Raw genomic sequence first — 24,065 nt, forward strand, 5'->3', positions numbered from 1 at the left:
ATATAGCGTTTTAATCTCCCCAGTCGCCGACCTTGTCGGCACCGGGGATCTGATACTCGAGATAGTCTTCAACAGTGAATGGCATCTCACTGATGACTCCGCGCACGCGCTCACCAATAGCCTGTGTCTCAGGGCGCGCATTGGCCAGCCCGGTATAGGGTATGCCTTTGCCGCTGGCTACGTCTGGATATTTACGTTTGAATAAACGGTGGCGAGCCACCATATGATTGAACTGGCCCTGGGTGTAAATTAACGGCACCAACTGCGGGGACTCCTCCCGGGGGTCCATATATAAATCGTAATAAGCCTCCGGCATCCCCGACCCTGCCACCTCCCCCGCTCCCAGCCAATGCCTCTTATATCGCCCCTTTACTGTTGCCCCCAATTCCTTACCCGTATAAATAAATACATAATCCCGGCGGCCATGAGTATCGCCGTTTAGGAACAGAGCGGTCTGGTCGAGGCCATCAACGACGCGATCCGTGGGAATAGCATCAGTTGCTCCACCCAAGCGAGCGAAAGTCGTATACAGGTCAGTGATATGAATAATATCCCCTGCCGTTTGTCCCGCTTCGATAGTTCCTGGCCACCAGGCAAAAGCAGGTACGCGAACACCGCCCTCAGTAAAATCCCCTTTGCCCCCCCGATACAACATGGGCAGCATTCCCCACCCCGCCGGCGGACTGTGGACCATAGGGCCGTTATCCGCCATTGCAACGAACAAGGTATTTTCAGCGAGCCCTAAGCTTTTCAATTCTTGCATCAGCACCCCGACAAAGTTATCCATCGCCGGGAAAGCATCGGCAACCATCAGCCCAGCTACCGAGCGCTTGGGGTTGTACATCGCCATGAAATTAAGGAGATTGGGCCAGTAGGCAACGAAAAACGGTTTCTTCTGCTCCGCACTGCGGCGAATAAACGCCAGCGTTCTCTGTTCTGCCTCTGGATCAAACTTAGCGAAGCACTCGTTGGATGTTCCGCACCACTCTCGCCCGGGTTGTCCCTTTTTCCCTTCAATATTCATTACCCAGCCAGCGGGAATCAGACCAGGGCTGTCCAACTGATAGGGGTCAGGTGGATAGATTTCGGGGAACATGCCCAGCACCGCATTCGCCACATTTGCCTGGGGGTTAAACAGGGAGGTAATCTGGTTCATAGGCGTGAATAACGCCTCATCAAACCCCTGATTGTGTAAATAACTCTCCTCGATATCTCCAAGGTGCCCCTTGCCGAAAAAGCCTGTCGTATAACCCGCTCGCGAAAGTACCTCGGCAATAGTGACTTCTTCAGCGCGCAAACCGGAAAACTCATGGGGCATACCCACTTCACCCATGCCATAGCGCACCGGTAGCCGTCCGGTGAGCGCAGCGGCTCGGGTCGGTGTGCATGAGGGCTCAGAGTACATGCGGGTAAAGTTGATACCCTCTGCAGCCATCTGGTTTAGGTTTGGCGTTGAGTAGCCAAAGTTCTTTTGCAACGCAGGAAAGCCAACAGCCCCAAATGCAGTGTCATCCCACAGCAGGAATACGATATTAGGTGGCTGTCCATATTTCTGCCGCAACTGCTGTAAGCGTTGCTCAAGTTCCGCATCCTCTTGATCCCAACGATCGCCGTTTTGCATCTTGAGAATATAAAACTCGGCATCGTGTACAACTTGCCCCTCGACATTGAGAGTGATGCAAAGCAGCCAGATCATAATCAGGTGGCTTTTGACGGACATGAGCTTCCTATGGATCGCAGAAAAGTATCTAACAATTTAGAGGAGCGCAGGGGTTTGGAAGAGGAAGAGCGAGTTTAAGCGGGGTAAAGAGCGCCTCGTTTTCCAGCAAATGCCAGAATCGAGGCGCCAATTTCGTGAGAGAAGGAACTCCCCTCTATCTACTTATCCCGGCTGTCGGCCATAAGGGCCGGCCATGCGGCGCGCAAGTACATCACCATCGTCCACAAGGTGAGGCCGGCAGCGATATAGAGCAGCAGGTATCCAATAGTTTCCATCACCGGAAACTCTCTAACATCGAAGGCAAGCAGAACAAGAATTGCTGCCATCTGTGCGGTGGTTTTGACTTTGCCTACATAGGAAACGGCAACACTGCTGCGCTGCCCCAGCTCAGCCATCCACTCCCGCAACCCAGAAACCGCGATCTCTCGACAGATGATCACCGCCGCAGCAATCGCAAACAGCGGATTGTCATGCAGCCCCACCAGCAAGACCAATGCAGTAGCCACCATTAGCTTATCGGCAACCGGGTCCAGAAAGGCACCTAGGGCAGTACTCTGATTTAATTTTCTGGCGAGATAGCCATCAAGCCAATCGGTAATTGCGGCAACTGCAAAAATTGCAGCAGAAGCAATGTAACTCCACTTGTACGGCAAATAGAAAACCAAAACAAAAAATGGGATCAAAGCAACACGTAACAGCGTCAGTTGATTGGCGATTGTCATACTTTTCTCTATTCTTGCGGAGGGCGTACGTTATCAAGCCATCGCGCAAAATGAAACGCTTTGGAAAAAACTGGCCATTTAATCGCCAGCTCAATCCTGTTCTACTCGTGGTGTAGTGCCGAGTATATATCCTGAGCCAATTTCCGGCTGATACCATCCACGCTGGCAATCTCCGTTACTGTTGCGCGCTTTAGCTCCTGCAAACCTCCGAAATGTCGCAGCAGCGCCCTGCGGCGAGTGGGCCCTACTCCTGCAATACCTTCCAAAGGAGACTCCCTGCGTTTTTTATCCCGTTTTGCCCGGTGGCCAGCGATAGCAAAGCGGTGCGCTTCGTCTCGCACCTGTTGAATTAAGTGCAGTGCTGATGAGTCGGCGGAGAGTACAAGCTCTTTGTTACTGGAAACCACATGTAATGTTTCAAAGCCCGCTTTTCGTGTAGTTCCTTTGGCAACACCAATAATTTGCACTCCGACGATGCCCAGCTCATTCAGAACTTCAATCGCTTGTGTAACCTGGCCCTTCCCCCCGTCGATCAACAGGATATTCGGGAATTTGCCCTCGCCACCGGAAAGGCGCGTATAGCGCCGCTTTAGCGCCTGCCCCATTGCCGCATAATCATCGCCCGCCTGGATACCCTCAATATTGAATCGGCGATAATCCGACTTTACCGGGCCTCCGGTATCAAATACAACACAGGACGCAACCGTGGCCTCACCGGAAGAATGGCTGATGTCAAAGCACTCAAGCCTCTCCGGGAGCTGCTCCAGTTCTAATACTTCCTGGAGCTTCTCGAAACGGTTGTAGAGTTTTTGCTGGGCTGCAGTTCGACTAGTCAAATTCTGTTGCGCTGCCTGTTGCGCCATTTCAACCCAAGTGGCCCGCTTGCCACGCAACTTATGGGTGATACCGACATCGCGACCACACTGCTCGCTAAGAGCCTGTTGAAGTGGTTCGAGATCCTGTAAGGCCTCTGAAACTAAAATCTCACGGGGGATCTCTCGGGGACTGCCCAGGTAAAATTGCGGGACAAATGCGGAAAGTAGCTCTGGCGGTGTGAGTCCCAGGCGCTCACTGGGAAAATAACTGCGACTCCCCAGAATTCGCCCCTGCCTGACAAACAGAACGTGTACGCAACAGCTGCCGCCCTCACTGGCTATCCCCAGCACATCCACATCGCCACTTGCCCCCTCAGCTACCTGATCCGCTTGTAGACGACGCAGCGCGGAAATTTGGTCCCGCAGTCTCGCGGCTTTTTCAAATTCCAGCGCCCGGGATGCCTCATCCATTTGATCGGCCAACTCCTGGATAATGCTGTCACTTTTACCCGTGAGAAACATCTCTGCGTGGCGAACATCCTGGCGATAGTCCTCGGGAGAAATAAAATCGACACAGGGAGCGGTGCAGCGCTCTATCTGATATTGAAGGCAGGGCCTTGAACGGTTGCGAAAAACACTGTCTTCACAAGAGCGGATTCGAAAAGTTTTTTGCAAAAAGTTCAGGCTGTCGCGAACCGACGATGCATTTGGAAAAGGTCCGAAGTATCGGCCTTTCTTGCGCTTGGCACCACGGTGGAATGCAATACGGGGAAAAGTGTCATTGCTGGAAAGAAAGATATAAGGGTACCCTTTATCATCCTTCAGCATCACATTGTATGGGGGCCGCTGGGACTTGATCAGGCTTTGTTCAAGCACCAGGGCTTCGGTTTCACTGCGCGTAACGGTGACTTCGATGTTTCCAATACGCTGCACCAGCGCCATGGTTTTTGTCGTTAGTCCGGAGCTCCGAAAGTAGCTCGACAACCGATTGCGAAGGTTCTTGGCTTTCCCTACGTAGAGGATTTTATTTTCGGCGTCGAACATCTGGTAGACGCCGGGTTTGCGAGTTACTGTCGCGAGGAAACGCTTGCTGTCGAACATCTGGCAACCGGCCTCAATATTTTAAGAAATCAGCCACTTTTCAATTAAAGTGCAGCATCTGGGTCGAGAATTTGGTGTTTAACAGCGAGGATCGTCAACTCTACATCACTATTAATATCCAACTTCTCAAAAATCCTGTAGCGGTAGCTATTCACCGTTTTGGGGCTTACCGAGAGAGACTTTGCAATATCCGCAACCTTGGCGCCATTGACGATCATGTCTGCAGTCTGCAATTCCCTTTTAGATAATTTTTCAAACGGAGATTGCTGATCATCCTGGCCGCTGACACTGCGCATCGCCATTTTGGTTGCCATGGAATTACTGATAAAAACACCACCTGAAATAACCGTCCGTATCGCTCGAACCATTTCTTCAAGATCCGCGCCTTTAGTCACGTAACCCATTGCCCCAGCCTGCATCAAGCGGCCCGGGAATAAATCATCATCAAGTGCACTAACGGCAACAACCTTTGCCTCCGGGCACCGCTGCAGCAGCTTTCTAGTCGCTTCAAGGCCGCCCATTCCTGGCATTTTTACATCCATCAGAATGACATCAACATTAGACCGGCGAACGAATTCCAGGGCCTCCTCGCCACAGTTTGCCTCTCCGGCGACTTCTATATCCTCAACATCACCCAGCATGCGCGAAATGCCCATTCGCACAAGATCGTGATCATCCACCACTAAGACTTTGATCAAGCTATCCCCAACTACGGATAAGTGCAGTGGCTACGCCGCGTATACATCCCCAACGCACGAGCTCTATAAACTGCGTTCTTCTTTTTAGCTCACGGTGAAACTACCCCGTGTAGGTCCCCCCGGAACCCAACCGCAACATACCAGACAAAAACGCTACTGCAAAGCAGAAGCACCGTTTCAAATGCTGCTGAACAGACATTTGACCACAGGATCTTGCTGCCTTTATAACATTTAATTATAGCGTAAAAACGTACCAATTAATTTTTCTGCGATCAAGATGAGCACTTCCGCAAAATTTGCGATAGAAGATTCATTTTATCGCAGAAAATATTTATGAAAGAAATCGGAATATGAGAAAATGTAAGAGGTTGAATTCGTTATAACAAAATAATCGTCAACAACTAGAACAATTCTCTACTGATATTCAGGCTGAAAACTGCCAACCCCACCCAACAATTTGCACTTTTCTATTGGGTACTTGATAACTGCAATTCAGTGAAAAATAAAAGAAGGGATTGTCCGTACCCTCATGCAAACAATCTTGAATAGATTAAGGGTAATAGCGCGGCTCAGGCTCCAGGGTAACACCAAACTTAGCCTGCACATCAGAAGCGATAGCGCGAGCCAATCTTGTCACTTCATCACCTCGGCCCCGGCCGGGATTAACCAAAACCAATGCCTGCTGGTGGTGAACACCAACCGCTTCTTGCCGCCTGCCCCGCCAACCAGCGCGATCAATTAGCCAGCCCGCCGCCAGCTTCCAACCTTCACCGCTGGCATAAGCTACTAAATCGGGATGTTCCAATTTTAGGTTTTGGTAAATGTCCGCATTCACCACAGGGTTTTTGAAGAAGCTCCCCGCGTTGGGAATTTGATCGGGGAGCGGCAATTTACTGTTGCGAATATCGATAACCGCAGCGGCAATTTGCGCGGGTGTTAAGGAGTCACAATCCCATCCTTGCTGGTCAATAAATTGCTGCAGTGCCGGGTAAGCTACCTTGGGCTGCCAATCTTGCGCAAGGTGAAGGTTAACCTGGGTAATAATAAATTGATCGCGCAACTGCCCTTTAAACACACTGTCCCGATAATCAAACTCACAGTCCGATGCGGAAAAGTTATGTAGTGCACCTGTAGAAATTTCCATGGCCTGCAAGCTGCAAAAACAGTCGCGCAACTCTACACCATAGGCGCCGATATTTTGGATTGGGGCTGCACCCACGTTACCTGGAATCAGCGCGAGGTTTTCCAAGCCTCCCATGCCCTGCTCGACAGTAGACATAACCAGCTGGTGCCACCCCTCCCCGGCCGCCGCCTCAATAGTACCGCCACGACCATTGGGAGTAATTGTTAGCCCTCGCAGCCCGACCTGAATGGCAAGCCCGGGAAAGTCTCCCGTCAATACGATATTGCTGCCCCCACCCAACGGCAGAATCGGCAAACGCTTCTGCTGCGCAAAACTCAAAGCCTCACGCAATTCATCCAAGGTTTCCACACGCGCAAAGTAAGCGGTGTTTGCTGAAATTGCGAGAGTATTGTGGGGCTGTAAATCGATATTGACTTCAATCATTAGGTTCTACATCAGGCCAGGGTTTCTCGCATACGCTGAAGATCCTGCTCAGTATCTACGCCACCGGGCACTTCTGCGCAAGCATCTGCTACGTGAATCTCTTGGTCGTGGTAAAGAAAACGCAGCTGCTCCAGAGCCTCGAACTTTTCTAGCGGGGCCATAGGCCAGGAGACAAACTGGCGCAATAGCGCAACACGGTAAGCATAGATACCAATATGGCGACGAGGTTCCAAGCCCCTTGGCAGTTCACTGCTATCCATCGCAAAGGCATCTCTGGGCCATGGGATTGGCGCTCGTGAAAAATACCTGGCCAACCCGGACTCAGTTGTCACTACCTTGACGATATTCGGGTTGCGAAAATCCTCCACTGAGGTGATGGGTTCCGCCAGGGTTGCAACGCCGGCTCGCTTGCTAGCCGCCAGGTTTTCAGCCACTTGATTTATCACCTCGGCGGGTATCAAGGGTTCATCGCCCTGCACATTGACCAAAATGCGGTCCTCGGCAAGGCCCAGGTTCTGAGCCACCTCCTGCAGTCGGTCAGTTCCCGAGGCATGCTCGGCAGATGTCATACACACCTCGGCGCCGAAGCCATGGGCCACCTCCGCTACACGCATATCATCGGTGGCGATAACCACCCTCTGGGCATCGCTCTCACGGGCACGCAAATAAACATGCTCCACCATCGGCTTGCCGCCGATATCAGCCAAGGGCTTGCCTGGCAGGCGGCTCGAGCCATAGCGTGCGGGAATAATGACGTCGAAAGAAGAGTTACTTTTCATTTTCACTAAATTGTTGCAAGTGCTTGTGTACTTTTTGATAAAAAAGGTCTGGCAACTTGGCCCGCACCTCGAGCGCCCACCAGTGACTCTCCCAGAAATCGCGACATTTCACCGCATCTTTCATGGTCATAATCACAGGGGTTTCCCCATCGAAATGCAGTTCCTGGGGGCTGAATTGATGATGATCGTCAAAAGGTTGCTCTGTCACCTCGAACCCTAGCGCTTGCAGTGACCGGAAAAACCGCTTGGGATTACCGATCGCCGCCACCCCGTGGCAAGGCCCCACCTCAGGCCCTGATGGCAGGCGCAATGTGGAGGTTTGGTCGAGGTTAAACTGGTGCCAGCAGGAAGGCTCGAGCGTCATTTCAAACTCTAAAAGCCCACCGCACTGATCCCTGACTTTGGCTTCTGGCTCTCCATTACTAACCAGCATGTCGACGCTTTGCAGGCGCGTCACCGGTTCCCTCAGAGGTCCTCTGGGCAGCATATGGCCATTGCCCAAACCGCGATGACCATCAACTACACAAATTTCATAGCTGCGCCACAAACTATAGTGCTGCAGCCCATCGTCAGACAAAATAACATCGCACTGGTGATAGTCGATCAGGGCCTGCGCCGCCTCGGTGCGATTAGGGGAAACCATCACCGGCACACCAGTGATCAAGTGCAGCATCAGCGGCTCATCCCCGGACTCCAGGGGGTGGGATTGGGCAGTCACCTGATAAGGATATTTTTCTGCACGACCACCATAGCCACGGCTGATAATCCCCGGATTGCGACCCCGCTCCTTTAGCCAGCGAGCCAGCTCCGCCACCAATGGCGTTTTACCCGCACCGCCAACGGTGATGTTACCGATGACGATGACAGGAACTGATAAGGGCTCCGGTGGCGTGCGAGAACTCATTACCCGGCGCCGCTTGCTCACCCCCCCATAGAGTAATTCCAGCGGGGTGAGCAGGGAGAGCGAGCGACCTTCACCCTTTTCGGGGTACCAGCGCTTGTTAAACCAGTCTTCCAGTGACATCCAGGTGCCCTACCCCATTGTTTGCTGCTGTAACAGAGATGCGTATCGACCACCCTGGGCGAGCAGCTCTGCGTGATTCCCGCTCTCTACAATTCGACCTTTCTCCATCACCAGAATGCGATCGGCATTCTCGATCGTACTCAGGCGATGGGCGATAACAAACGTAGTGCGGTTTTTCATGACTTCAGCCAGAGCCGCCTGAATATGGCGCTCCGATTCATTATCCAGTGCTGAGGTGGCCTCATCCAAGATCAGTATGGGCGCATCCTTAAGCAGGGCACGGGCAATAGACAAGCGCTGGCGCTGGCCGCCGGAGAGCATCTGCGCATTATCCCCCAGAACCGTATTCGCCCCCTCAGGCAGTTCTTCAATAAATTGAGCTGCATGTGCCTGCTCCATAGCACGCAGAACATTTTCCTTGGGTGCATGCTCTAATTCACCGTAGGCAATATTGCGATATACAGTGTCGTTAAACAGCACGATATTTTGGGAAACCATACTGATATGGCGGCGCAACTCTTTAAGTGGCACCTTGGAAATATCAGCCCCATCGACCAGGATACGTCCACCTGTCGGCTCGTAAAACCTAGCCAGCAGACTTACCAGCGTGCTCTTGCCGGAGCCAGATGCACCCACCAGGGCCACCGTTTCTCCCGGATTTACCGCGAAACTGATGTCGCAGAGTACTTTAGGTGCTGCCGGGTCATAGCTAAACTCAAGCCCTTCAAAAGCTACTGTGCCATTCACAGGCTTAGGTAGCTGAGCTTCACCATCCTGGGGCTCTCTAGGAGCATCCATTACTTCAAAGATACTCTCCGCTGCCGCAATACCCTTCTGGATATCGGCAAAAATTTCGGAAAGGCTGCGCACCGGCTTGGCCAGGGATGCAGCCGCACCAATGTAGGCGGCAAAAACCCCAGCAGTCATGGACTCAACCATACCCGGTGCCAGAGCCAGCCAGACAATAGTTGCAGTAGACAAACCAACCAGTATCTGAATCACAGAAACACTGGCATTGTTTGCTACTACGAGCTTCATAAACTGCCGACGGTTATTGTCGCTGGCAGAGAGGAAACGGGATTTCTCGTAATCCTGCCCCCCATACATTCGCACCACTTGATAGCCATTGATCGCCTCCTGAGTGACATGGGTAACGTCACCCATGGAATTCTGGATACGATGGCTTAATTTGCGGAAACGCTTACCCACGATGCGCACAATAAAGGCGATCAAAGGGGCAAAAAGGAAGAAGGTTAAAGTCAGCTTCCAGTTCACCAGTAACAGGTAGGTCAAGAGACCGATTACCGTAAACGACTCCCGGAAGAGTACCTTCACCGCCTTGGTGATGGAGTTGGTTACCTGCTCAACATTGTATGAAACCTTTGAGATCAGGTAAGCGCCGGTATAGCGGTCAAAATAGGAGCTGGGAAGCTGGCCAATTCTCTCGAATAGCTGTGTTCGCAACTCATGGATCACTGCGCGGCCCACATAGGCTAAACCATAGCTGCCGACAAAATTGCCAATAGCCCTAAGGACAATAATCAGCAACATTGCAAGCGGTACAAGCCAACGAGCAGTCTCCTGGGGCATTACCCCGTCGGGGTAATAGGATGCTACAAACTTTGAGAGAAACCCGCGACTCTCTTGGATTCCAGCCCCCACTGCATCGAGCAAAAGCTCGGTCACAGCAATAAGGCTGACGCCCATGATCGAAAACAGGAAGAAGCCCAGTACCGCAACCCCGAAAATCGCCATGTGCGGGCGGGCATAAGTGAGCAATCGACGGTAAGTTTCCGCCCCATTTTGCGGTTTGCTGGGGGGCGCTTTTACTTTCTTCATACAGACCAATGAATGGACTCGCCCCAACTGGGGCGAGTGGGCACAGAAACCGAAGGTAAGTCAGCTCCCTACAGGGTTCCGCGCTAGTTTTCTTCCGGCTGCCGTGTAGTAATGCTTAGGTTGACAAAGCCTAGCTGTCCAGCGGCATCCATTGCCCGAACCACGGCTTGGTGATGAGCGGTGGCGTCGGCGGTTATCACAAGCGGGCGATTGTACTCGCCTGCGGAAACTTCCGACAGCGCAGATTTGAGGGTGTTGATCTTCTTGTTGATCAAAGCTTGTCCATCTACTGAATAGGAACCATCAGCACTGATCAAAATCTCTACAGATTTAGGTTGGTCAACAGACTGAGGACCTGCTGCTTCAGGCAGGTTCAGCTTAAGATGGCTTTCCTTGGTGAAGGTTGTAGACACCATAAAGAAAATCAACAGCAGGAATACCACATCGATAAGTGGTGTCAGGTTAACCCCTTCCTGCTCTGTGGCTTGGCGGCGGAATTGCATTGCTTGCTACCCCGCTCAGGCCGCATCTTCGATTTTACGATCGCTGTGCAGAGCATCCACAAGCTTGACAGCTTCCTGCTCCATTGCCACAACAATCGTGTCAACGCGACGCTGGAAGTATCTGTGTGCCATTAACGCAGGAATAGCGACAGTCAGGCCAGCGGCAGTGGTGATCAATGCCTGGCTAATACCACCGGCCAGTACGCCTGCATTACCGGTACCTTCCACCATAATCGCGGTAAAGACCTGGATCATACCGATCACAGTACCCAGCAAACCAATCAGCGGTGCTACGGCAGCAATCGTGCCCAAAGCACCCAGAAATCGCTCCAGTTCATGCACAACCTGGCTGGCAGTTTCCTCGATGCTATCTTTCATTACTTCGCGACCGTGACGGGAATTGGACAGGCCCGCAGCAAAAATTTTTCCCAGTGGGCTGGAGTCGCGCAGCTCCTTCAATTTTTCCGCATTGACCTGGTTATTTTTAAGCCAGCCCCATACCTCACCTAATAAAGTACGTGGTGCAATATGCTGCGAGTGCAAAGTCCAGAAACGCTCGACACAAATAGCAATAACCGCTACAGAGCAAAACAGGATTGGCCACATCAGCAGGCCGCCGGATTTTATTATCTCAAACACTTTCTTAGCCCCAGAAAACCAGAGGGAATTTTTGGAAAATTATTACTGCGTCCTCGACGCAGAGCAGCACTTTATCACAGCTGGTGGCGGCGGCTAAGTCCTCCCACGCATCCTTATTCCCTGTTGTGACTCGCATACCAAAACCGTGGTGCCAAACGAGCCTGTAAAATTTGCGGCTCTTGTTCTCCGGCTCGCCAGAAAAATTCTACCGCCCCGCTCTCCGCAGTACTGAAAATGCTGGCGCCGAAGTTTTGGTAGCGTTTCACAACATCGGTGTGAGGGTGACCAAAGTGGTGGCGGAAACCGGCACTAAATACAACCCGTTTAGGTCTTGCCCACTCGAGCAAAGCGGCCGATGAGGAAGAGCGGGAACCATGATGAGGCGCGATCAGTACGTCAACAGCGGAAAATTGTGGATACATTTTAGACAGTTGATGTTCAACCTTACGACTGATATCCCCAGTAAGCAGTAAACGCACCCCCTGCCACTCAGCCAAAATTACACAGCTGTGATCGTTCTCCTCACCATCCAGTAATTCCTCTCCCTGTGCCGTTAAGGAAGGCCATAACCATCGAAATGATATATCTCCCAGTTGCTCTTCCGTTCCTGCCCGACACTGCTCAGTAATCGTGGCTGGCGATAATGGTAAATTGCTAGCTAAAGTCCCCGGAGCATAGAGCTTTTTTGCTTCAATGTTTCTAAGTAAACCCGCCACGCCGCCGGCATGATCCCTGTCGCCATGGCTGACGATCAGCACATCGAGTTCACTACCTCCGCTACTCATCAAGTAGGGAGCCACTATCGAGCCTCCCGCGCTCCAGCCCGAGGGGATTGAAGGCCCTGCATCGTAAACAATACGGCTTTTTCCGGTGCTGATAACTACTGACAACCCCTGACCAACATCCAGCACTGATAATTTCAAACGCTCATCTGCCGGCGCCAATGTAGAAAGCCAGGGCTGAGCAACTGGAAGAAAAAATAACCAGCCTAACTTGCGTCCTGGCAACCCTTTAGGCAGCAAAAGTAGCACCGCGCCAAGCCCAGCGATGACTATCACCAATGCAGTGGAGGCAATCGCAAAACCACGGAACCCCGGTATCGAATGATCGACAATATCGAGCGCAGTCATCAGCAGATCCAATTGCCAACCTGCAAACTGCAGCAGCCAAACACCCAGCTGAGTATCAATAAATACAGCACCTAACATAAGTGATGGCAAAATAGACAGGCCCATCCAGGGAATCGCTACAAGATTGACCAATACACCTGAAAGACTAAAGCCAGAAAAATATATTATCGATGGGATAAACAAGCCAATTGCAATCAGCCACTGGCTGCGCAACAGCTGCCATAACGATAACTGGGAAAATCGATGCTGCCATGAGGTTACAGCATCAGAGACCTCAGTCTTCGGCCTCCATTGCGGCTCTCGACTTAAAGCAATTCGCCCACTAAACCCCAAAAGCAGACTGCCGACGGCCACGAAGGACAACCAAAAACCAGCACTGTAAAAAGCCAGTGGCTGTAGGGTAAGCACTATTGCCAGTGCCAGTGAGAAAGCAAAACCCGCTCCCAGTCTGCGCCGCCAGTGCCACCCCAGCAACAGCACCCAGGTCATTACAAGCGCCCGTTGCGCAGATAGTGGAATGCCGGCTATCAAGGTATAAACAAGGCTCACCACCAAGGCGAGTCCTATCGCAATACCAAAACGGCTGGTGCCCGTAAAAAGCCCAATCCCTTTTGCCAGTACGGTGCCCATCAACAAAATACAACCGGCCACCATGCCCACATGTAAACCGGATATGGCAATAAGGTGGCCCGTACCTGTCCTTTTAAGCAGGTCGGTATCACCTTCGCTCAACTGACTGCGATCTCCTAGTAATAACGCAGCTATCAGGTCCGGTCGCTGGATTGGTAACTGACTAATTTGGGAACGCAATTCATCCCTTAGCTCGATAATGCCATTCCCCTGCCCCAGCCACTGAGGAGGATAATCGCGGGGGCGAACATACCCTGTTGCCGTAATTCCCTCTCGCAACAGCCAGCCTTCATAGTCGAATGTATGTGGATTCACACTTCCCCTAGGGCTTTTCAATCGCACAGGCAATATCCATTGAGAGCCACCTCGCAGACGAGCCAGAGCCTCACCGTCAACTCGGTACCAGGTTAGGTTGAGAAGGCTTCCGATAGATAGCTCTGGCGGTGCTAACTGGCCACCCTCTTCACCTAAAGAACTGGAAACAATATCCACAACTCGAGCGCGAAAACGCACCGTGTGTGATTCTGAACTAGCGCCAAACCCTCCCCCCTCAGTTAATTCAGGCAGCGAGACCAGGTTCAACTGAAGTACAAAGTCCGCACCATGTGCACCGAGGGGGAGCCGGCGATCCAGCGATGCTTCATGAGAGTGGAGTGCCCAGGTCGCACCAATAAAGGAGAGAAAGATCAGAGCAAGGGGGCGCCAGCGGCGTATTACCATCCAGGCAAACAAGGCTAGAGAGAGATACAGTGCCCACAGAGTGCTTTCGGCGGGTAATCGGGCAAGACATCCCACTGCGATAATAGATAGCGAATAGACCCAAAGATATATGCTGGGCCCCATGTAGACGACAATGCCTCTCGCCTTAGCCAGCAGGTGAGAAAGCTGCTGAATTCGCTCCCGAAAACTCCATAATTCCATCCTCAGCGCCATCCCTTACACCATCTTTTTGTTCAACTATTGAACACCTTCACTCAAATCAACGATGATTGCGAACCGCCGCTTCAGGCGCCTAAAACCTTAATATAGCTAGCTAACCTGCCATTCATAGCACTGGCCAGTCACATATTTTTAAGAAAAATGCCATTTTTAACATGTTTGTCATATTCAAAACGCAGAATCCGCACCAAATCGAAAGGCAGCCAACTAGGACGACACGGAAGGCACCTTTCAACCCAAAACCATAAACTGTGCGAGACGATTATGAATAAGACCGCTCTCTCTCTGGCCATCGTTGCCATGGTACCTGCTCTGGCCAACGCCCAAGATGAAGGCGATGTACTCGACTTTTACGGCAAAGCCAACGTCACCTTCCAGGCTGCCGACGAAGGTGACGATTCCGTCACTGACGTTCAGAGCAACGCTTCCCGCCTGGGCGTGAAAGGCGAAATCGCCCTGACTGAAGGCGTTAAAGGTATCTACCGTATGGAATACGAAGTAGATATGGACGGTGACGCTGACGATACTTTCTCCCAGCGCAACATCTACGCAGGCCTGGAAGGCGGCTTTGGCCAGGTCATCGCTGGTAAGTTCGATACTCCCCTGAAAGTTGCCCAGAAGAAAGTTGACCTGTTCAACGACCTCGAAGGCGATATCAAGAGCCTGATCACCAGCAGCGATAACCGCGAAGAAGACGCACTTCAGTACACTACTCCTTCTTTCGGTGGCTTCAAAGCTTCTGCGGCTTTCATCAGCAACAAAGAAGAAGTTATTGACGAAACTACCGGCGAAGAACGCAACAACGGCGTTTCCATGTCTGTCGCCTATGACAACAACGGTGTTTACCTGGCCTACGCTATGGACCAGGACGTTGAAGGTCAGGACGTTGACGTTCATCGTTTTGTAGCTCAGTACAACATCGGCCCTGTACAAGTAGGCGCCCTGTTCGAAGAGCAAGATGCTGACGGCGGCGAAACTGTCGACGGCTGGATGAGCTCTGTTGCTTACAAGCTGGACCAGTGGACTCTGAAAGCCCAGTACGGCCAGTCTGATATCAAAGAAGAAGGCGGCGAGACTTTCAGCCTGGGCGCAGACTACAAATTCAACAGCGCAGCCAAAATTTTCGGCTTCTACACCGACGAAACTGCTGACGAAGACTACGATCGCAGCTACGCCGGTATTGGTGTTGAATACAAGTTCTAATCATTCCTTAAATGTGGCGGTCCAAATTGGAAAGTGCGACTCTGCCGCTTGGGGAAGATTGAGCAATGAAAAAGGCGGCCTTTGGCCGCCTTTTTCACTCTGGGGAATTTCCTAAGGAGCCTCTAAATAACCAATAGATCCATAAAGCGATTAACTGACAACTGCTTTAACCCTTGAAGATCATTAATAGCTGCAAAAATTTTGTTAGCCCGCCCTTGAGGGAATCGCGTAGCTAAATTACTACGGAACTTATCTTCCAATAACGGAATCCCCTCCCGTCGGCGACGGCGGTGTCCCATCGGATATTCAACTTCAATCTTTTCTGATGCGTCACCACTTTTAAAAAATACTTGTACCGCACTGGCTATAGAACGCTTATCTGGGTCTAAATAATCTTTTGAGTAACCTTTATCTTCTATCACTTCAATCTTGTCCCGCAAGATATCGATCTCTTTGTGATCGCGATGAAAATCATCTTCATAAAAACCTGGCTGTAAGTCACCAAAAATTAGCGCCACTGCAACAATATATTGCAAACAATGATCCCGATCTGCCGGATTATTTAATGGACCTGATTTAGTGATGATGCGAAGGGCTGATTCATGTGTGGTCACTACCACCTTGGTAATATTATCGATACGGTCTGCAACCTGTGGATGTAAAATAATTGCCGCCTCACAAGCTGTTTGACCGTGAAACTCAGCCGGATAAGAAATTTTGAATAAGATATTCTCCATGACATAGGAGCCAAAACTTCTGGGGAACTGAAAATTGCGCTCTGATGGTGGTTTCAGTTGCTGCTCAGCATTTGTCTTGCTAAACAGGACATCATAAAAACCCCATTGCTTTGCCGTAAGTACTCCGGGCACTCCCATTTCTCCACTTATCGCCAAATCAGCCAAGCGAACCCCACGGGAACTGGCATCACCTGCAGCCCAGGACTTGCGTGATCCAGTATTCGGGGAATGCCTATAGGTCCGCAATGCTCCACCATCCGCCCACGCCTGAGACACCGCCGCCATTACTTCCTCCCGCCCAGCACCTTTAAGCCAGGCAGCCACAGCGGCAGAAGCAACCCGCACCAGTAGTACATGATCGAGCCCAACCCGATTAAAGCTATTAGACAATGCCAAGACACCTTGAATCTCGTAGGCTTTGACCATTGCTTCGAGTACCGCGCCCATTTTTATTGGGCTTCCCCCTTTAACTAATCGCCCTTGCGACAGGTGGTCACAAACGGCCAATATTGCCCCAAGATTGTCAGAGGGATGCCCCCATTCAGCCGCCAACCAAGTGTCGTTGTAATCGAGCCATCGAATTGTACAGCCGATATCCCATGCAGCTTTTATCGGGTCCAAGCGAAACCGGGTGCCAGGTACTCGGGCCCCATTCGGCACCCATGTCCCCTCCACCCAGGGTCCTAACAACTTTGTACATTCAGGGAAACTCAACGCCAGAAAGGCACACCCCAAGGAATCCATCAGGCTTAACCGTGCTGTTTCCCAAGCATCACTGGAACCCACTTTGAAATGAAGCACATAATCTGCGATATCCTGTATCACCTGATCGTAATCGGGGCGGATATTCGGAGCGGGGTCAGCAATCATGATTGAATAGCCCGTAAAATTGTCGGAGGGCAAAACAGATGGAGTAAGATTAGCTGTTTCCTAAACTTCAGATAGTTAAACAAACGACCGAAGAATTCTATATTGTTAGGAATCTCTAAAAACAGGAATCAACCCACTTGCAACGAACTAGCGACCCAATAAAAACACTTCGATTCCTCAAAGAAACGGTATTATTCCGACAAGGGGATTCTGGTCCCCAGATTTATTTTATTCATGCCGGCTACGTCCTTATCCAAAAAGTGGACTACTGCGGCAACCTAGCCATTATCGATCTCTATGGGCCCGGATCATGGTTTGGACCAGGTCTAACTGGGAAAAACCTGGACATTCAAGCAACCGCCAAATCCGGCAGTGAACTGGAAGTTACATCCATTCAACATCTAAACGCCATGATGGAGCGCCAATCACAGACCCACGATGAGCTATTGCAACAACTAGCCACAAGGGAATCTCAGCTTCAGCAACGTCTTTTCCTCCACATCACCGCCCCTTTACCGGTCCGGCTGGCCAATTTGTTAGCACAGCTATTTAATTACCGGGGACAACCCTGTGGTCATGGACATCAACTCGACATCAAGTTGACCCAGTCCGAATTGGCCGCCATGGCCGGTGGCAGCAGGCAAACAGTCAGCCAACAGCTTAAACAGTGGAAGTCTGATGGTGTTATCGACTATACGCGCCAATATATCTGCCTTCTCGATCAAACCGCGTTAAAAAACCTGGCAGAGAACCAAATATATGCGCCAGTGTCAGCCAGCTGACAGTTTTACCCTTCCCACCTTCATATACTTTCCAGCAGCTGAAACCCGGGTATAGCTCTCCCACATCAACAGCAATGGAAAAGGATTATGCGCAGCGCCTACTTATTTACCTCTTTAGTTCTGACACTCGTATTGGGTATTTCTGCAAAGGCCGATGAAAACCTCAATTCAACCTATAAAAGCATGGTTGATAGCCAGGGGAATATTACTTTGCCGGATAATTACCGCCGGGAATGGGTCTTCCTGGGCTCCTATCAGGTAAAGTCCTCGAGTGGCAATGGATGGGATACTCATAATGTTTATACCCAACCCCAGGCAGTAGAAGGGTATCGCAAAAAGGGGAAGTTTCCCGATGGGACAGTTTTGGTAAAGGATGTTAATAGCACCCAATCGGAGCCCTTAACCACAGGGTTGGCTTATTACTCCTCAGACCTTCAATTCACTTTTATGATGGTAAAAGACGATAACAACCGCTTCCCAGAAAACCCGGCTTGGGCCGAAGGCTGGGGATGGGCTTTATTTAAGCCAGGAATAGCCAAAAGTGAAACTGAAACCTGGAAAGGCACCGGGCTTAACAACTGTTTTGGATGTCATTTGCCTGCCAAGAATAATGACTGGGTATACACACAGGGTTATCAGCAGGTCCTGCAGAACTAAAAAGTAAACAGCAAAAATCAGAGGTTAGAGGTCTATTATTCGGCTAAAGTAACAGCATAGATTCCCTCCATAACAGCTTATCACCCCCACCCCAGCGCTAATTGATTTATATCAATTAGCGCGATCTTGAATACCGTTAACATGCGGCCGCGTTCGACTATTCCACAATGAGTTTTTCCGTGTTTAAACCTGAGTTATTGTCCCCCGCAGGGACTTTAAAAAATATGCGATATGCGTTTGCCTATGGTGCCGATGCCGTTTATGCCGGCCAGCCCCGTTACAGCTTGCGCGTGCGCAATAATGAATTCAAAAATACTGAAACCCTGCGCCTAGGCATAGAAGAAGCACACCAGCAGGGAAAACAGTTCTATATCGCCTCTAATATCGCCGCTCACAACGACAAAGTTCGCAGTTACCTGCGGGACCTGGAAGAAATTGTCGAAATGGGGCCTGACGCCCTGATTATGTCCGACCCAGGTCTGATAATGATGGTAAGGGAGCGCTGGCCTGATCTGCCAGTCCACCTATCCGTACAGGCCAATGCGGTAAACTACGCAGCCGTAAAGTTCTGGCATCGCCAGGGGTTATCTCGGGTGATACTTTCCCGGGAACTGTCCCTGGATGAGATTGAAGAAATTCGCCAGAGAGTGCCTGAAATGGAGTTGGAAGTCTTTGTCCACGGTGCACTCTGTATCGCCTATTCCGGGCGCTGCTTGCTATCCGGCTATATGACCCATAGAGATGCCAACCAGGGCGCCTGCACCAACTCCTGCCGCTGGCAATACCAAGCTCATGAAGCCAAAGAGAATGAAGTTGGCGAATTGATTCATGTGCAAACCCAGGAACCTATCCAGCAACCCGCCCAGCAACCCACCTCCGCCAGTGAAAGTACTTCCCAGGCCTTTTTACTACAGGAAGAGGGTCGCCCTGGAGAGTATATGCCTGCCTACGAAGATGAGCACGGTACCTACATCATGAACTCCAAGGATTTGCGGGCCGTACAGCACGTCAAGCGCCTCACCGAAATGGGGGTTCACTCTTTAAAAATCGAAGGTCGCACCAAATCCCACTACTATGTGGCTCGTACTGCTCAGATCTATCGTCGCGCGATAGACGATGCTGCAGCAGGAAAAGACTTTGACATGAAAATGATGGACGAATTGGAAACCCTCTCGAATAGGGGCTACACGGAAGGTTTCTACCGTCGCCATCCACCAGCAGAATACCAGCAATATGAAAAGGGATTGATATCAACTCCGGGCCAACAGTTCGTAGGCGAGCTTATTGACGGCAATCCTGAGTATTTGACGATTGATGTAAAAAATCGCTTTGAACGCGGTGATCAATTGGAGTTAATGACTCCCAGCGGTAGCTTGTTCTTCCCCTTGGAGCAAATGGAGAATACGGAAGGTAAGGCTATCGATGTGGCGCCAGGCTCTGGGCATATTGTGAAAATTCTTCGCCCGGAAGGCATTGAAGATACGCAATTGCAGCGGGCATTATTGGTTAAAGCACTGGGCTAAATAACTACCCACAGTGATAAATATGGCGCAATCGCCTTTTTTGCAGCTATAACAAAATACGTTTTAGTAACCAAGGGAGCCTCTGAATAACCCAGAGGCTCCCTAGAAAGACTCATTCACTTTTCTAAGGTACTTCACTCCCCCATCTTTTGGCCTACTTACAACCGTTCAGGAAATTTCAACCTCCAGCGCTTGACAAGTGCCACTAGCTTGAAAGTCAGCTGAATCCTCAGCCACTTCATTTCACATATTTTTCTGCTCAGCTACAGCTATCTTCAGGGAATGAAAAAGAAACAACCTTGAAATAGCAAAAGTCTCAGCTAGCCTCTAGGCACTAGGCGCACCGCTTACTCTCTCATGCGCTCATGGATGAATAGCATATGAGTCACTTCCTGGACCGCCTCACCTTTTTTCGCCAACGCACCGAAACTTTTTCTGACGCTCATGGAATTACAACAGGTGAGTCTCAGGATTGGGAGGATGCCTACCGCAAACGCTGGGCGGCTGACAAAATTGTACGGTCTACCCACGGTGTCAACTGCACCGGCTCTTGCTCATGGAAAATCTACGTAAAGGGCGGCATTGTTACCTGGGAGACTCAACAGACTGACTACCCCCGCACCCGGCCCGATCTACCCAACCATGAACCGCGAGGCTGTCCCCGTGGTGCCAGTTACAGCTGGTACCTCTATTCCGGCACCCGAGTGAAATACCCACTGGTTCGGGCACGATTGGTGGAGGCCTGGCGCAACGCGCGCACCTCTAAATCCCCTGTAGATGCCTGGCGATCTATTGTAGAAGACCAGAACAGTCGTGAGAGCTGGGTTTCCCGCCGTGGCAGGGGTGGTTTCGTCCGTATCGGCTGGGATGAAGTCAATGAGATAATCGCCGCAGCTAACGCCTATACGATCGACAAGTACGGACCCGACCGAGTCGCTGGCTTCTCCCCTATTCCCGCGATGTCGATGGTTTCCTATGCCGCTGGCAGTCGCTATTTATCACTTCTTGGTGGCGTGCTGCTGAGCTTTTACGATTGGTACTGTGACCTGCCCCCCTCTTCCCCCCAAACCTGGGGGGAGCAAACCGATGTTCCCGAGAGCGCTGACTGGTACAACTCCGGCTATCTCCTGATATGGGGGTCAAATGTCCCACAGACACGCTCACCAGATGCGCACTTTTATACCGAGGTGCGCTACAAAGGCACTAAAAGCGTTGTTGTTTCACCGGACTATAGCGAGGCCTGTAAGTTTGCCGATCTGTGGCTGCACCCCAAACAGGGAACAGATGCCGCCTTGGCCCTGGCACTCGGACATGTTGTTCTCACCGAGTACTACGTAAAGCGCCAGGTTCCGTATTTTATGGACTACGCACGGCAATTCACTGACATGCCGTTCCTGGTCAAACTGGTTGAGCGGGATGGGCACTTAGTACCAGACCGGTTGTTGCGGGCGGCCGACTTCAGCGGCGCTCTGGGTGAGGACAACAACCCCGACTGGAAACCCGTCGCTTTCGATGAATCCAGCGGTGATATTGTCTGTCCCAACGGCAGTGCCGGATTCCGCTGGGGCCAACAGGGCAAGTGGAACCTGGAGGAGAGAGATGGCCAGGGGCGCGCTATCAAGCTCGCACTGAGCCTGGAGAAAATATCGGACAGCCGGGAAGCCGTTGCATTTCCCTATTTTGGTGCCGACGCACCTGAAACCTTTGTTGCAACCGGGCACGATACCATCCTGGCGCGTACGATACCGGTAGCGACCGTCGAGCTAAAAGGAGGTCCATGCCAAGTAGCCTCCACCTTCGACCTGTTTCTTGCCAACTATGGCGTCGATCGCGACTTCGGCGGCGGCAATATAGCAAAAAGCTACGATGATGATCTGCCTTTCACCCCCGCCTGGGCCGAATCAGTTTGCGGTGTAAAACGCAATGCCATCATCCATGTTGCGCAGGAATTTGCCACCAATGCTGAGGCTACTGAAGGCCGATCCATGGTGATCCTGGGCGCCGGCCTCAATCACTGGTACCACATGGACATGAGCTATCGCGGCATTATTGCACTGCTGATCATGTGCGGCTGTGTGGGTAAATCAGGAGGAGGATGGGCACACTATGTCGGGCAGGAGAAACTTCGCCCGCAAACCGGCTGGCTGCCAGTCGCCTTCGCCCTGGACTGGAACCGCCCTCCCCGCCATATGAATGGCACCTCATTTTTCTATGCCCATACCAACCAGTGGCGCTATGAATCCCTGAAGGTTTCCGACATCCTTTCCCCGCTCGCCCCCAAGGGAGACTGGGGCCAGGAGATCATCGACTACAACGTGCGCGCCGAACGTATGGGCTGGCTGCCATCCGCACCACAACTGAATACTAATCCTCTAGAAGTTGCTAAACAGCTTACCGAAACGGGGGGATCCCCCGCAGAAGCAATTCCCAGAAAATTAAAATCCGGCGAATTGGCATTTGCCAGCGAGGACCCGGACAGTCCCCAGAATTGGCCGCGCAACATGTTCTTCTGGCGCTCCAATGTGCTGGGTGCCAGCGGCAAAGGTCACGAGTATTTTCTCAAACACTTTATCGGTTCATTACACGGCGTGGTGGGAGAAGAAAATGATGCTGACGAGGGGCGACCCAGTGAAGTGCGCTGGCATGAAGAGGCCCCTGCCGGCAAACTGGACCTGATGGTGAATATTGATTTCCGCATGTCGACCACCAGTTTGTACAGCGACATAGTCCTGCCCACCGCCACCTGGTATGAGAAACACGATCTCAACACCTCAGATATGCACCCATTCATCCACCCCTTAACCGCTGCGGTGGACCCGGTTTGGGAGTGTCGCAGTGACTGGGATATTTTCAAAGGGATTGCCCGGAAATTTTCAGAAATATGTCCAGAGGTACTCGGCGTGGAGCGGGATTTAGTATTGACCCCGATCCAACATGACACACCCGGGGAAATTGCCCAGCCCTACGAACCCAAGGATTGGAAGCGCGGTGAATGCGAGCCCGAGCCTGGCGTTACCATGCCCAGTATTGCCATTGTAGAGCGCAACTATCCAGCCACCTATGAACGCTTTACTTCCATAGGCCCAGAACTGGAACATAAAGGCAATGGTGGCAAAGGGCTCAACTGGAATACCGATACCGAGATCGATAACCTGGCTAATCTCAATGGCAGGATTAAGTCAGGCGAGTGCGCCGGGCGCCCCAAAATCGAAACCGACATCGAGGCCTGTGAAACCATTCTGATGCTGGCACCGGAAACCAACGGTGAAGTAGCGGTAAAGGCGTGGCAAGCACTGGGCAAAAATACCGGCCGTAACCACGAGCACTTGGCCGAGGGTAAAGAAGAGGAAAAAATCCGCTTTCGCGATGTGGTATCACAGCCCCGAAAAATCATTTCCTCTCCCACCTGGTCCGGTATCGAAAGCGAGCATGTTTCCTACACCTCTAACTGGACCAATGTACACGAGCTGATTCCCTGGCGCACAATCACAGGCCGCCAACAACTGTACCAGGACCACAACTGGATGCTGGCATTTGGAGAGGGGTTCGTTACCTGGCGGCCTCCTATCGATACCCGTTCGGTCAAACAGGTGCTGGGGAAAATCCCCAACGGAAACCCGGAGATCCAACTCAATATTCTCACTCCCCACCAGAAGTGGGGAATCCACTCTACCTATACTGAAAACCTGATTATGTTGAGCCTCAACCGGGGCGGCCCGGTGGTGTGGATCAGTGAGGAAGATGCACAAAAAGCCGGTATCAGGGACAACGATTGGATCGAGGCCTTCAACATCAATGGTGCCCTGACGGCCCGTGCGGTGGTCTCCCAGCGCATCATGCCGGGCTCAGCCATCATGTACCACGCCCAGGAAAAAATCGTAAATACCGTGGGCTCGGAAATTACCAACCAGCGCGGTGGCATCCACAATTCAGTCACCCGGGTCAATATGAAGCCAACCCACATGATCGGTGGCTACTGCCAGCTAGCCTATGGTTTCAATTACTACGGCACCGTCGGCGCCAACCGCGACCAGTTTGTGGTGGTGCGCAAAATGAATGAAATCAACTGGTTTGACAAGGAAGTACTACCGGCTACGACTTAAACAGCCTCACCCTCACCACTGGCCCAGCACAATAATTTTGTGAGTTGCTATGGATTTGGAAATGGACGCGCAAGGTCGCCGGCA

At 51.5% G+C, this 24,065-nt stretch carries 17 protein-coding genes; 5 read left to right on the forward strand and 12 right to left on the reverse strand.

Going from position 1 to position 24,065, the window contains the following annotated elements; genetic code table 11:
• Window positions 1–10 precede the first annotated feature (10 nt).
• The 11 genes from ACJJIQ_RS08760 to ACJJIQ_RS08810 form a co-directional block, all read right to left on the reverse strand.
• Entirely contained in the window at window positions 11–1,720 is a 1,710-nt protein-coding gene (locus ACJJIQ_RS08760) for a sulfatase-like hydrolase/transferase (protein WP_445364354.1), read from the reverse strand.
• Window positions 1,721–1,878: 158 nt separating this feature from the next.
• Window positions 1,879–2,442: a CDP-diacylglycerol--glycerol-3-phosphate 3-phosphatidyltransferase gene (gene pgsA, locus ACJJIQ_RS08765; RefSeq protein WP_413665675.1), complete on the reverse strand. Its 564-nt coding sequence runs from the start codon at window positions 2,440–2,442 to the stop codon at window positions 1,879–1,881.
• 101 nt (window positions 2,443–2,543) lie between these two features.
• Window positions 2,544–4,358 carry an excinuclease ABC subunit UvrC gene (uvrC, locus tag ACJJIQ_RS08770; protein ID WP_445364355.1) on the reverse strand — a complete coding sequence of 605 codons (1,815 nt, stop codon included), beginning with the start codon at window positions 4,356–4,358 and terminating at the stop codon, window positions 2,544–2,546.
• A gap of 44 nt (window positions 4,359–4,402) precedes the next feature.
• Window positions 4,403–5,056, reverse strand: coding sequence for a response regulator (locus ACJJIQ_RS08775; protein WP_413665673.1), 654 nt, complete (start codon window positions 5,054–5,056; stop codon window positions 4,403–4,405).
• A gap of 550 nt (window positions 5,057–5,606) precedes the next feature.
• Window positions 5,607–6,623, reverse strand: a complete 1,017-nt coding sequence (murB, locus tag ACJJIQ_RS08780; protein WP_445364356.1) for a UDP-N-acetylmuramate dehydrogenase — start codon at window positions 6,621–6,623, stop codon at window positions 5,607–5,609.
• 11 nt (window positions 6,624–6,634) lie between these two features.
• The gene (gene kdsB / locus ACJJIQ_RS08785; protein ID WP_444905363.1) at window positions 6,635–7,402 is read right to left on the reverse strand and encodes a 3-deoxy-manno-octulosonate cytidylyltransferase; all 768 of its coding nucleotides are present in this window, start codon (window positions 7,400–7,402) and stop codon (window positions 6,635–6,637) included.
• On the reverse strand, window positions 7,392–8,426 hold the full coding sequence (gene lpxK / locus ACJJIQ_RS08790; RefSeq protein WP_444912975.1) for a tetraacyldisaccharide 4'-kinase: 1,035 nt from the start codon (window positions 8,424–8,426) through the stop codon (window positions 7,392–7,394). Before lpxK ends, kdsB begins: the two co-directional genes overlap by 11 nt.
• A 9-nt stretch (window positions 8,427–8,435) precedes the next feature.
• Complete coding sequence (gene msbA, locus ACJJIQ_RS08795) at window positions 8,436–10,265, reverse strand: lipid A export permease/ATP-binding protein MsbA (RefSeq protein ID WP_445364357.1); 1,830 nt, start codon at window positions 10,263–10,265, stop codon at window positions 8,436–8,438.
• Window positions 10,266–10,348: 83 nt separating this feature from the next.
• Window positions 10,349–10,768 (reverse strand): ExbD/TolR family protein, encoded by a 420-nt coding sequence (locus tag ACJJIQ_RS08800; RefSeq protein WP_444897173.1) that lies wholly within the window; start codon window positions 10,766–10,768, stop codon window positions 10,349–10,351.
• Window positions 10,769–10,783: 15 nt separating this feature from the next.
• Complete coding sequence (locus ACJJIQ_RS08805; RefSeq protein ID WP_413665667.1) at window positions 10,784–11,407, reverse strand: MotA/TolQ/ExbB proton channel family protein; 624 nt, start codon at window positions 11,405–11,407, stop codon at window positions 10,784–10,786.
• 113 nt (window positions 11,408–11,520) lie between these two features.
• Complete coding sequence (locus ACJJIQ_RS08810; RefSeq protein ID WP_445364358.1) at window positions 11,521–14,088, reverse strand: DNA internalization-related competence protein ComEC/Rec2; 2,568 nt, start codon at window positions 14,086–14,088, stop codon at window positions 11,521–11,523.
• Window positions 14,089–14,370: 282 nt separating this feature from the next.
• On the opposite strand from ACJJIQ_RS08810, the gene ACJJIQ_RS08815 reads away from it, so the two are divergent.
• The gene (locus ACJJIQ_RS08815; RefSeq protein ID WP_282932674.1) at window positions 14,371–15,309 is read left to right on the forward strand and encodes a porin; all 939 of its coding nucleotides are present in this window, start codon (window positions 14,371–14,373) and stop codon (window positions 15,307–15,309) included.
• 122 nt (window positions 15,310–15,431) lie between these two features.
• On the opposite strand, the gene ACJJIQ_RS08820 is transcribed toward ACJJIQ_RS08815, so the two are convergent.
• Window positions 15,432–16,916 (reverse strand): bifunctional 2-methylcitrate dehydratase/aconitate hydratase, encoded by a 1,485-nt coding sequence (locus ACJJIQ_RS08820; RefSeq protein WP_413665665.1) that lies wholly within the window; start codon window positions 16,914–16,916, stop codon window positions 15,432–15,434.
• A gap of 137 nt (window positions 16,917–17,053) precedes the next feature.
• Here ACJJIQ_RS08820 and ACJJIQ_RS08825 point away from each other — a divergent pair, with 137 nt between their 5' ends.
• The 4 genes from ACJJIQ_RS08825 (at window position 17,054) to ACJJIQ_RS08840 (ending at window position 23,981) form a co-directional block, all read left to right on the forward strand.
• Window positions 17,054–17,698: a Crp/Fnr family transcriptional regulator gene (locus ACJJIQ_RS08825; protein ID WP_444957565.1), complete on the forward strand. Its 645-nt coding sequence runs from the start codon at window positions 17,054–17,056 to the stop codon at window positions 17,696–17,698.
• Between the two features lie 87 nt (window positions 17,699–17,785).
• Entirely contained in the window at window positions 17,786–18,355 is a 570-nt protein-coding gene (locus tag ACJJIQ_RS08830; protein WP_444957564.1) for a cytochrome P460 family protein, read from the forward strand.
• 224 nt (window positions 18,356–18,579) lie between these two features.
• Window positions 18,580–19,878: a prephenate-dependent tRNA uridine(34) hydroxylase TrhP gene (trhP, locus tag ACJJIQ_RS08835; RefSeq protein WP_445364359.1), complete on the forward strand. Its 1,299-nt coding sequence runs from the start codon at window positions 18,580–18,582 to the stop codon at window positions 19,876–19,878.
• Window positions 19,879–20,258: 380 nt separating this feature from the next.
• Window positions 20,259–23,981 carry a nitrate reductase subunit alpha gene (locus ACJJIQ_RS08840; protein WP_445364360.1) on the forward strand — a complete coding sequence of 1,241 codons (3,723 nt, stop codon included), beginning with the start codon at window positions 20,259–20,261 and terminating at the stop codon, window positions 23,979–23,981.
• Window positions 23,982–24,065 lie beyond the last annotated feature (84 nt).

This window comes from Microbulbifer maximicatervae (SeqCode) (assembly GCF_052468295.1).

What these genes read in the sequence shown, in the direction of transcription:
- ACJJIQ_RS08760 (WP_445364354.1), bottom strand. Translation starts at nt 1,720, where the DNA reads ATGTCCGTCAAAAGCCACCTGATTATGATCTGGCTGCTTTGCATCACT.
- pgsA (WP_413665675.1), bottom strand. Translation starts at nt 2,442, where the DNA reads ATGACAATCGCCAATCAACTGACGCTGTTACGTGTTGCTTTGATCCCA.
- uvrC (WP_445364355.1), bottom strand. Translation starts at nt 4,358, where the DNA reads ATGTTCGACAGCAAGCGTTTCCTCGCGACAGTAACTCGCAAACCCGGC.
- murB (WP_445364356.1), bottom strand. Translation starts at nt 6,623, where the DNA reads ATGATTGAAGTCAATATCGATTTACAGCCCCACAATACTCTCGCAATT.
- kdsB (WP_444905363.1), bottom strand. Translation starts at nt 7,402, where the DNA reads ATGAAAAGTAACTCTTCTTTCGACGTCATTATTCCCGCACGCTATGGC.
- lpxK (WP_444912975.1), bottom strand. Translation starts at nt 8,426, where the DNA reads ATGTCACTGGAAGACTGGTTTAACAAGCGCTGGTACCCCGAAAAGGGT.
- msbA (WP_445364357.1), bottom strand. Translation starts at nt 10,265, where the DNA reads ATGAAGAAAGTAAAAGCGCCCCCCAGCAAACCGCAAAATGGGGCGGAA.
- ACJJIQ_RS08800 (WP_444897173.1), bottom strand. Translation starts at nt 10,768, where the DNA reads ATGCAATTCCGCCGCCAAGCCACAGAGCAGGAAGGGGTTAACCTGACA.
- ACJJIQ_RS08810 (WP_445364358.1), bottom strand. Translation starts at nt 14,088, where the DNA reads ATGGAATTATGGAGTTTTCGGGAGCGAATTCAGCAGCTTTCTCACCTG.
- ACJJIQ_RS08815 (WP_282932674.1), top strand. Translation starts at nt 14,371, where the DNA reads ATGAATAAGACCGCTCTCTCTCTGGCCATCGTTGCCATGGTACCTGCT.
- ACJJIQ_RS08820 (WP_413665665.1), bottom strand. Translation starts at nt 16,916, where the DNA reads ATGATTGCTGACCCCGCTCCGAATATCCGCCCCGATTACGATCAGGTG.
- ACJJIQ_RS08830 (WP_444957564.1), top strand. Translation starts at nt 17,786, where the DNA reads ATGCGCAGCGCCTACTTATTTACCTCTTTAGTTCTGACACTCGTATTG.
- trhP (WP_445364359.1), top strand. Translation starts at nt 18,580, where the DNA reads ATGCGATATGCGTTTGCCTATGGTGCCGATGCCGTTTATGCCGGCCAG.
- ACJJIQ_RS08840 (WP_445364360.1), top strand. Translation starts at nt 20,259, where the DNA reads ATGAGTCACTTCCTGGACCGCCTCACCTTTTTTCGCCAACGCACCGAA.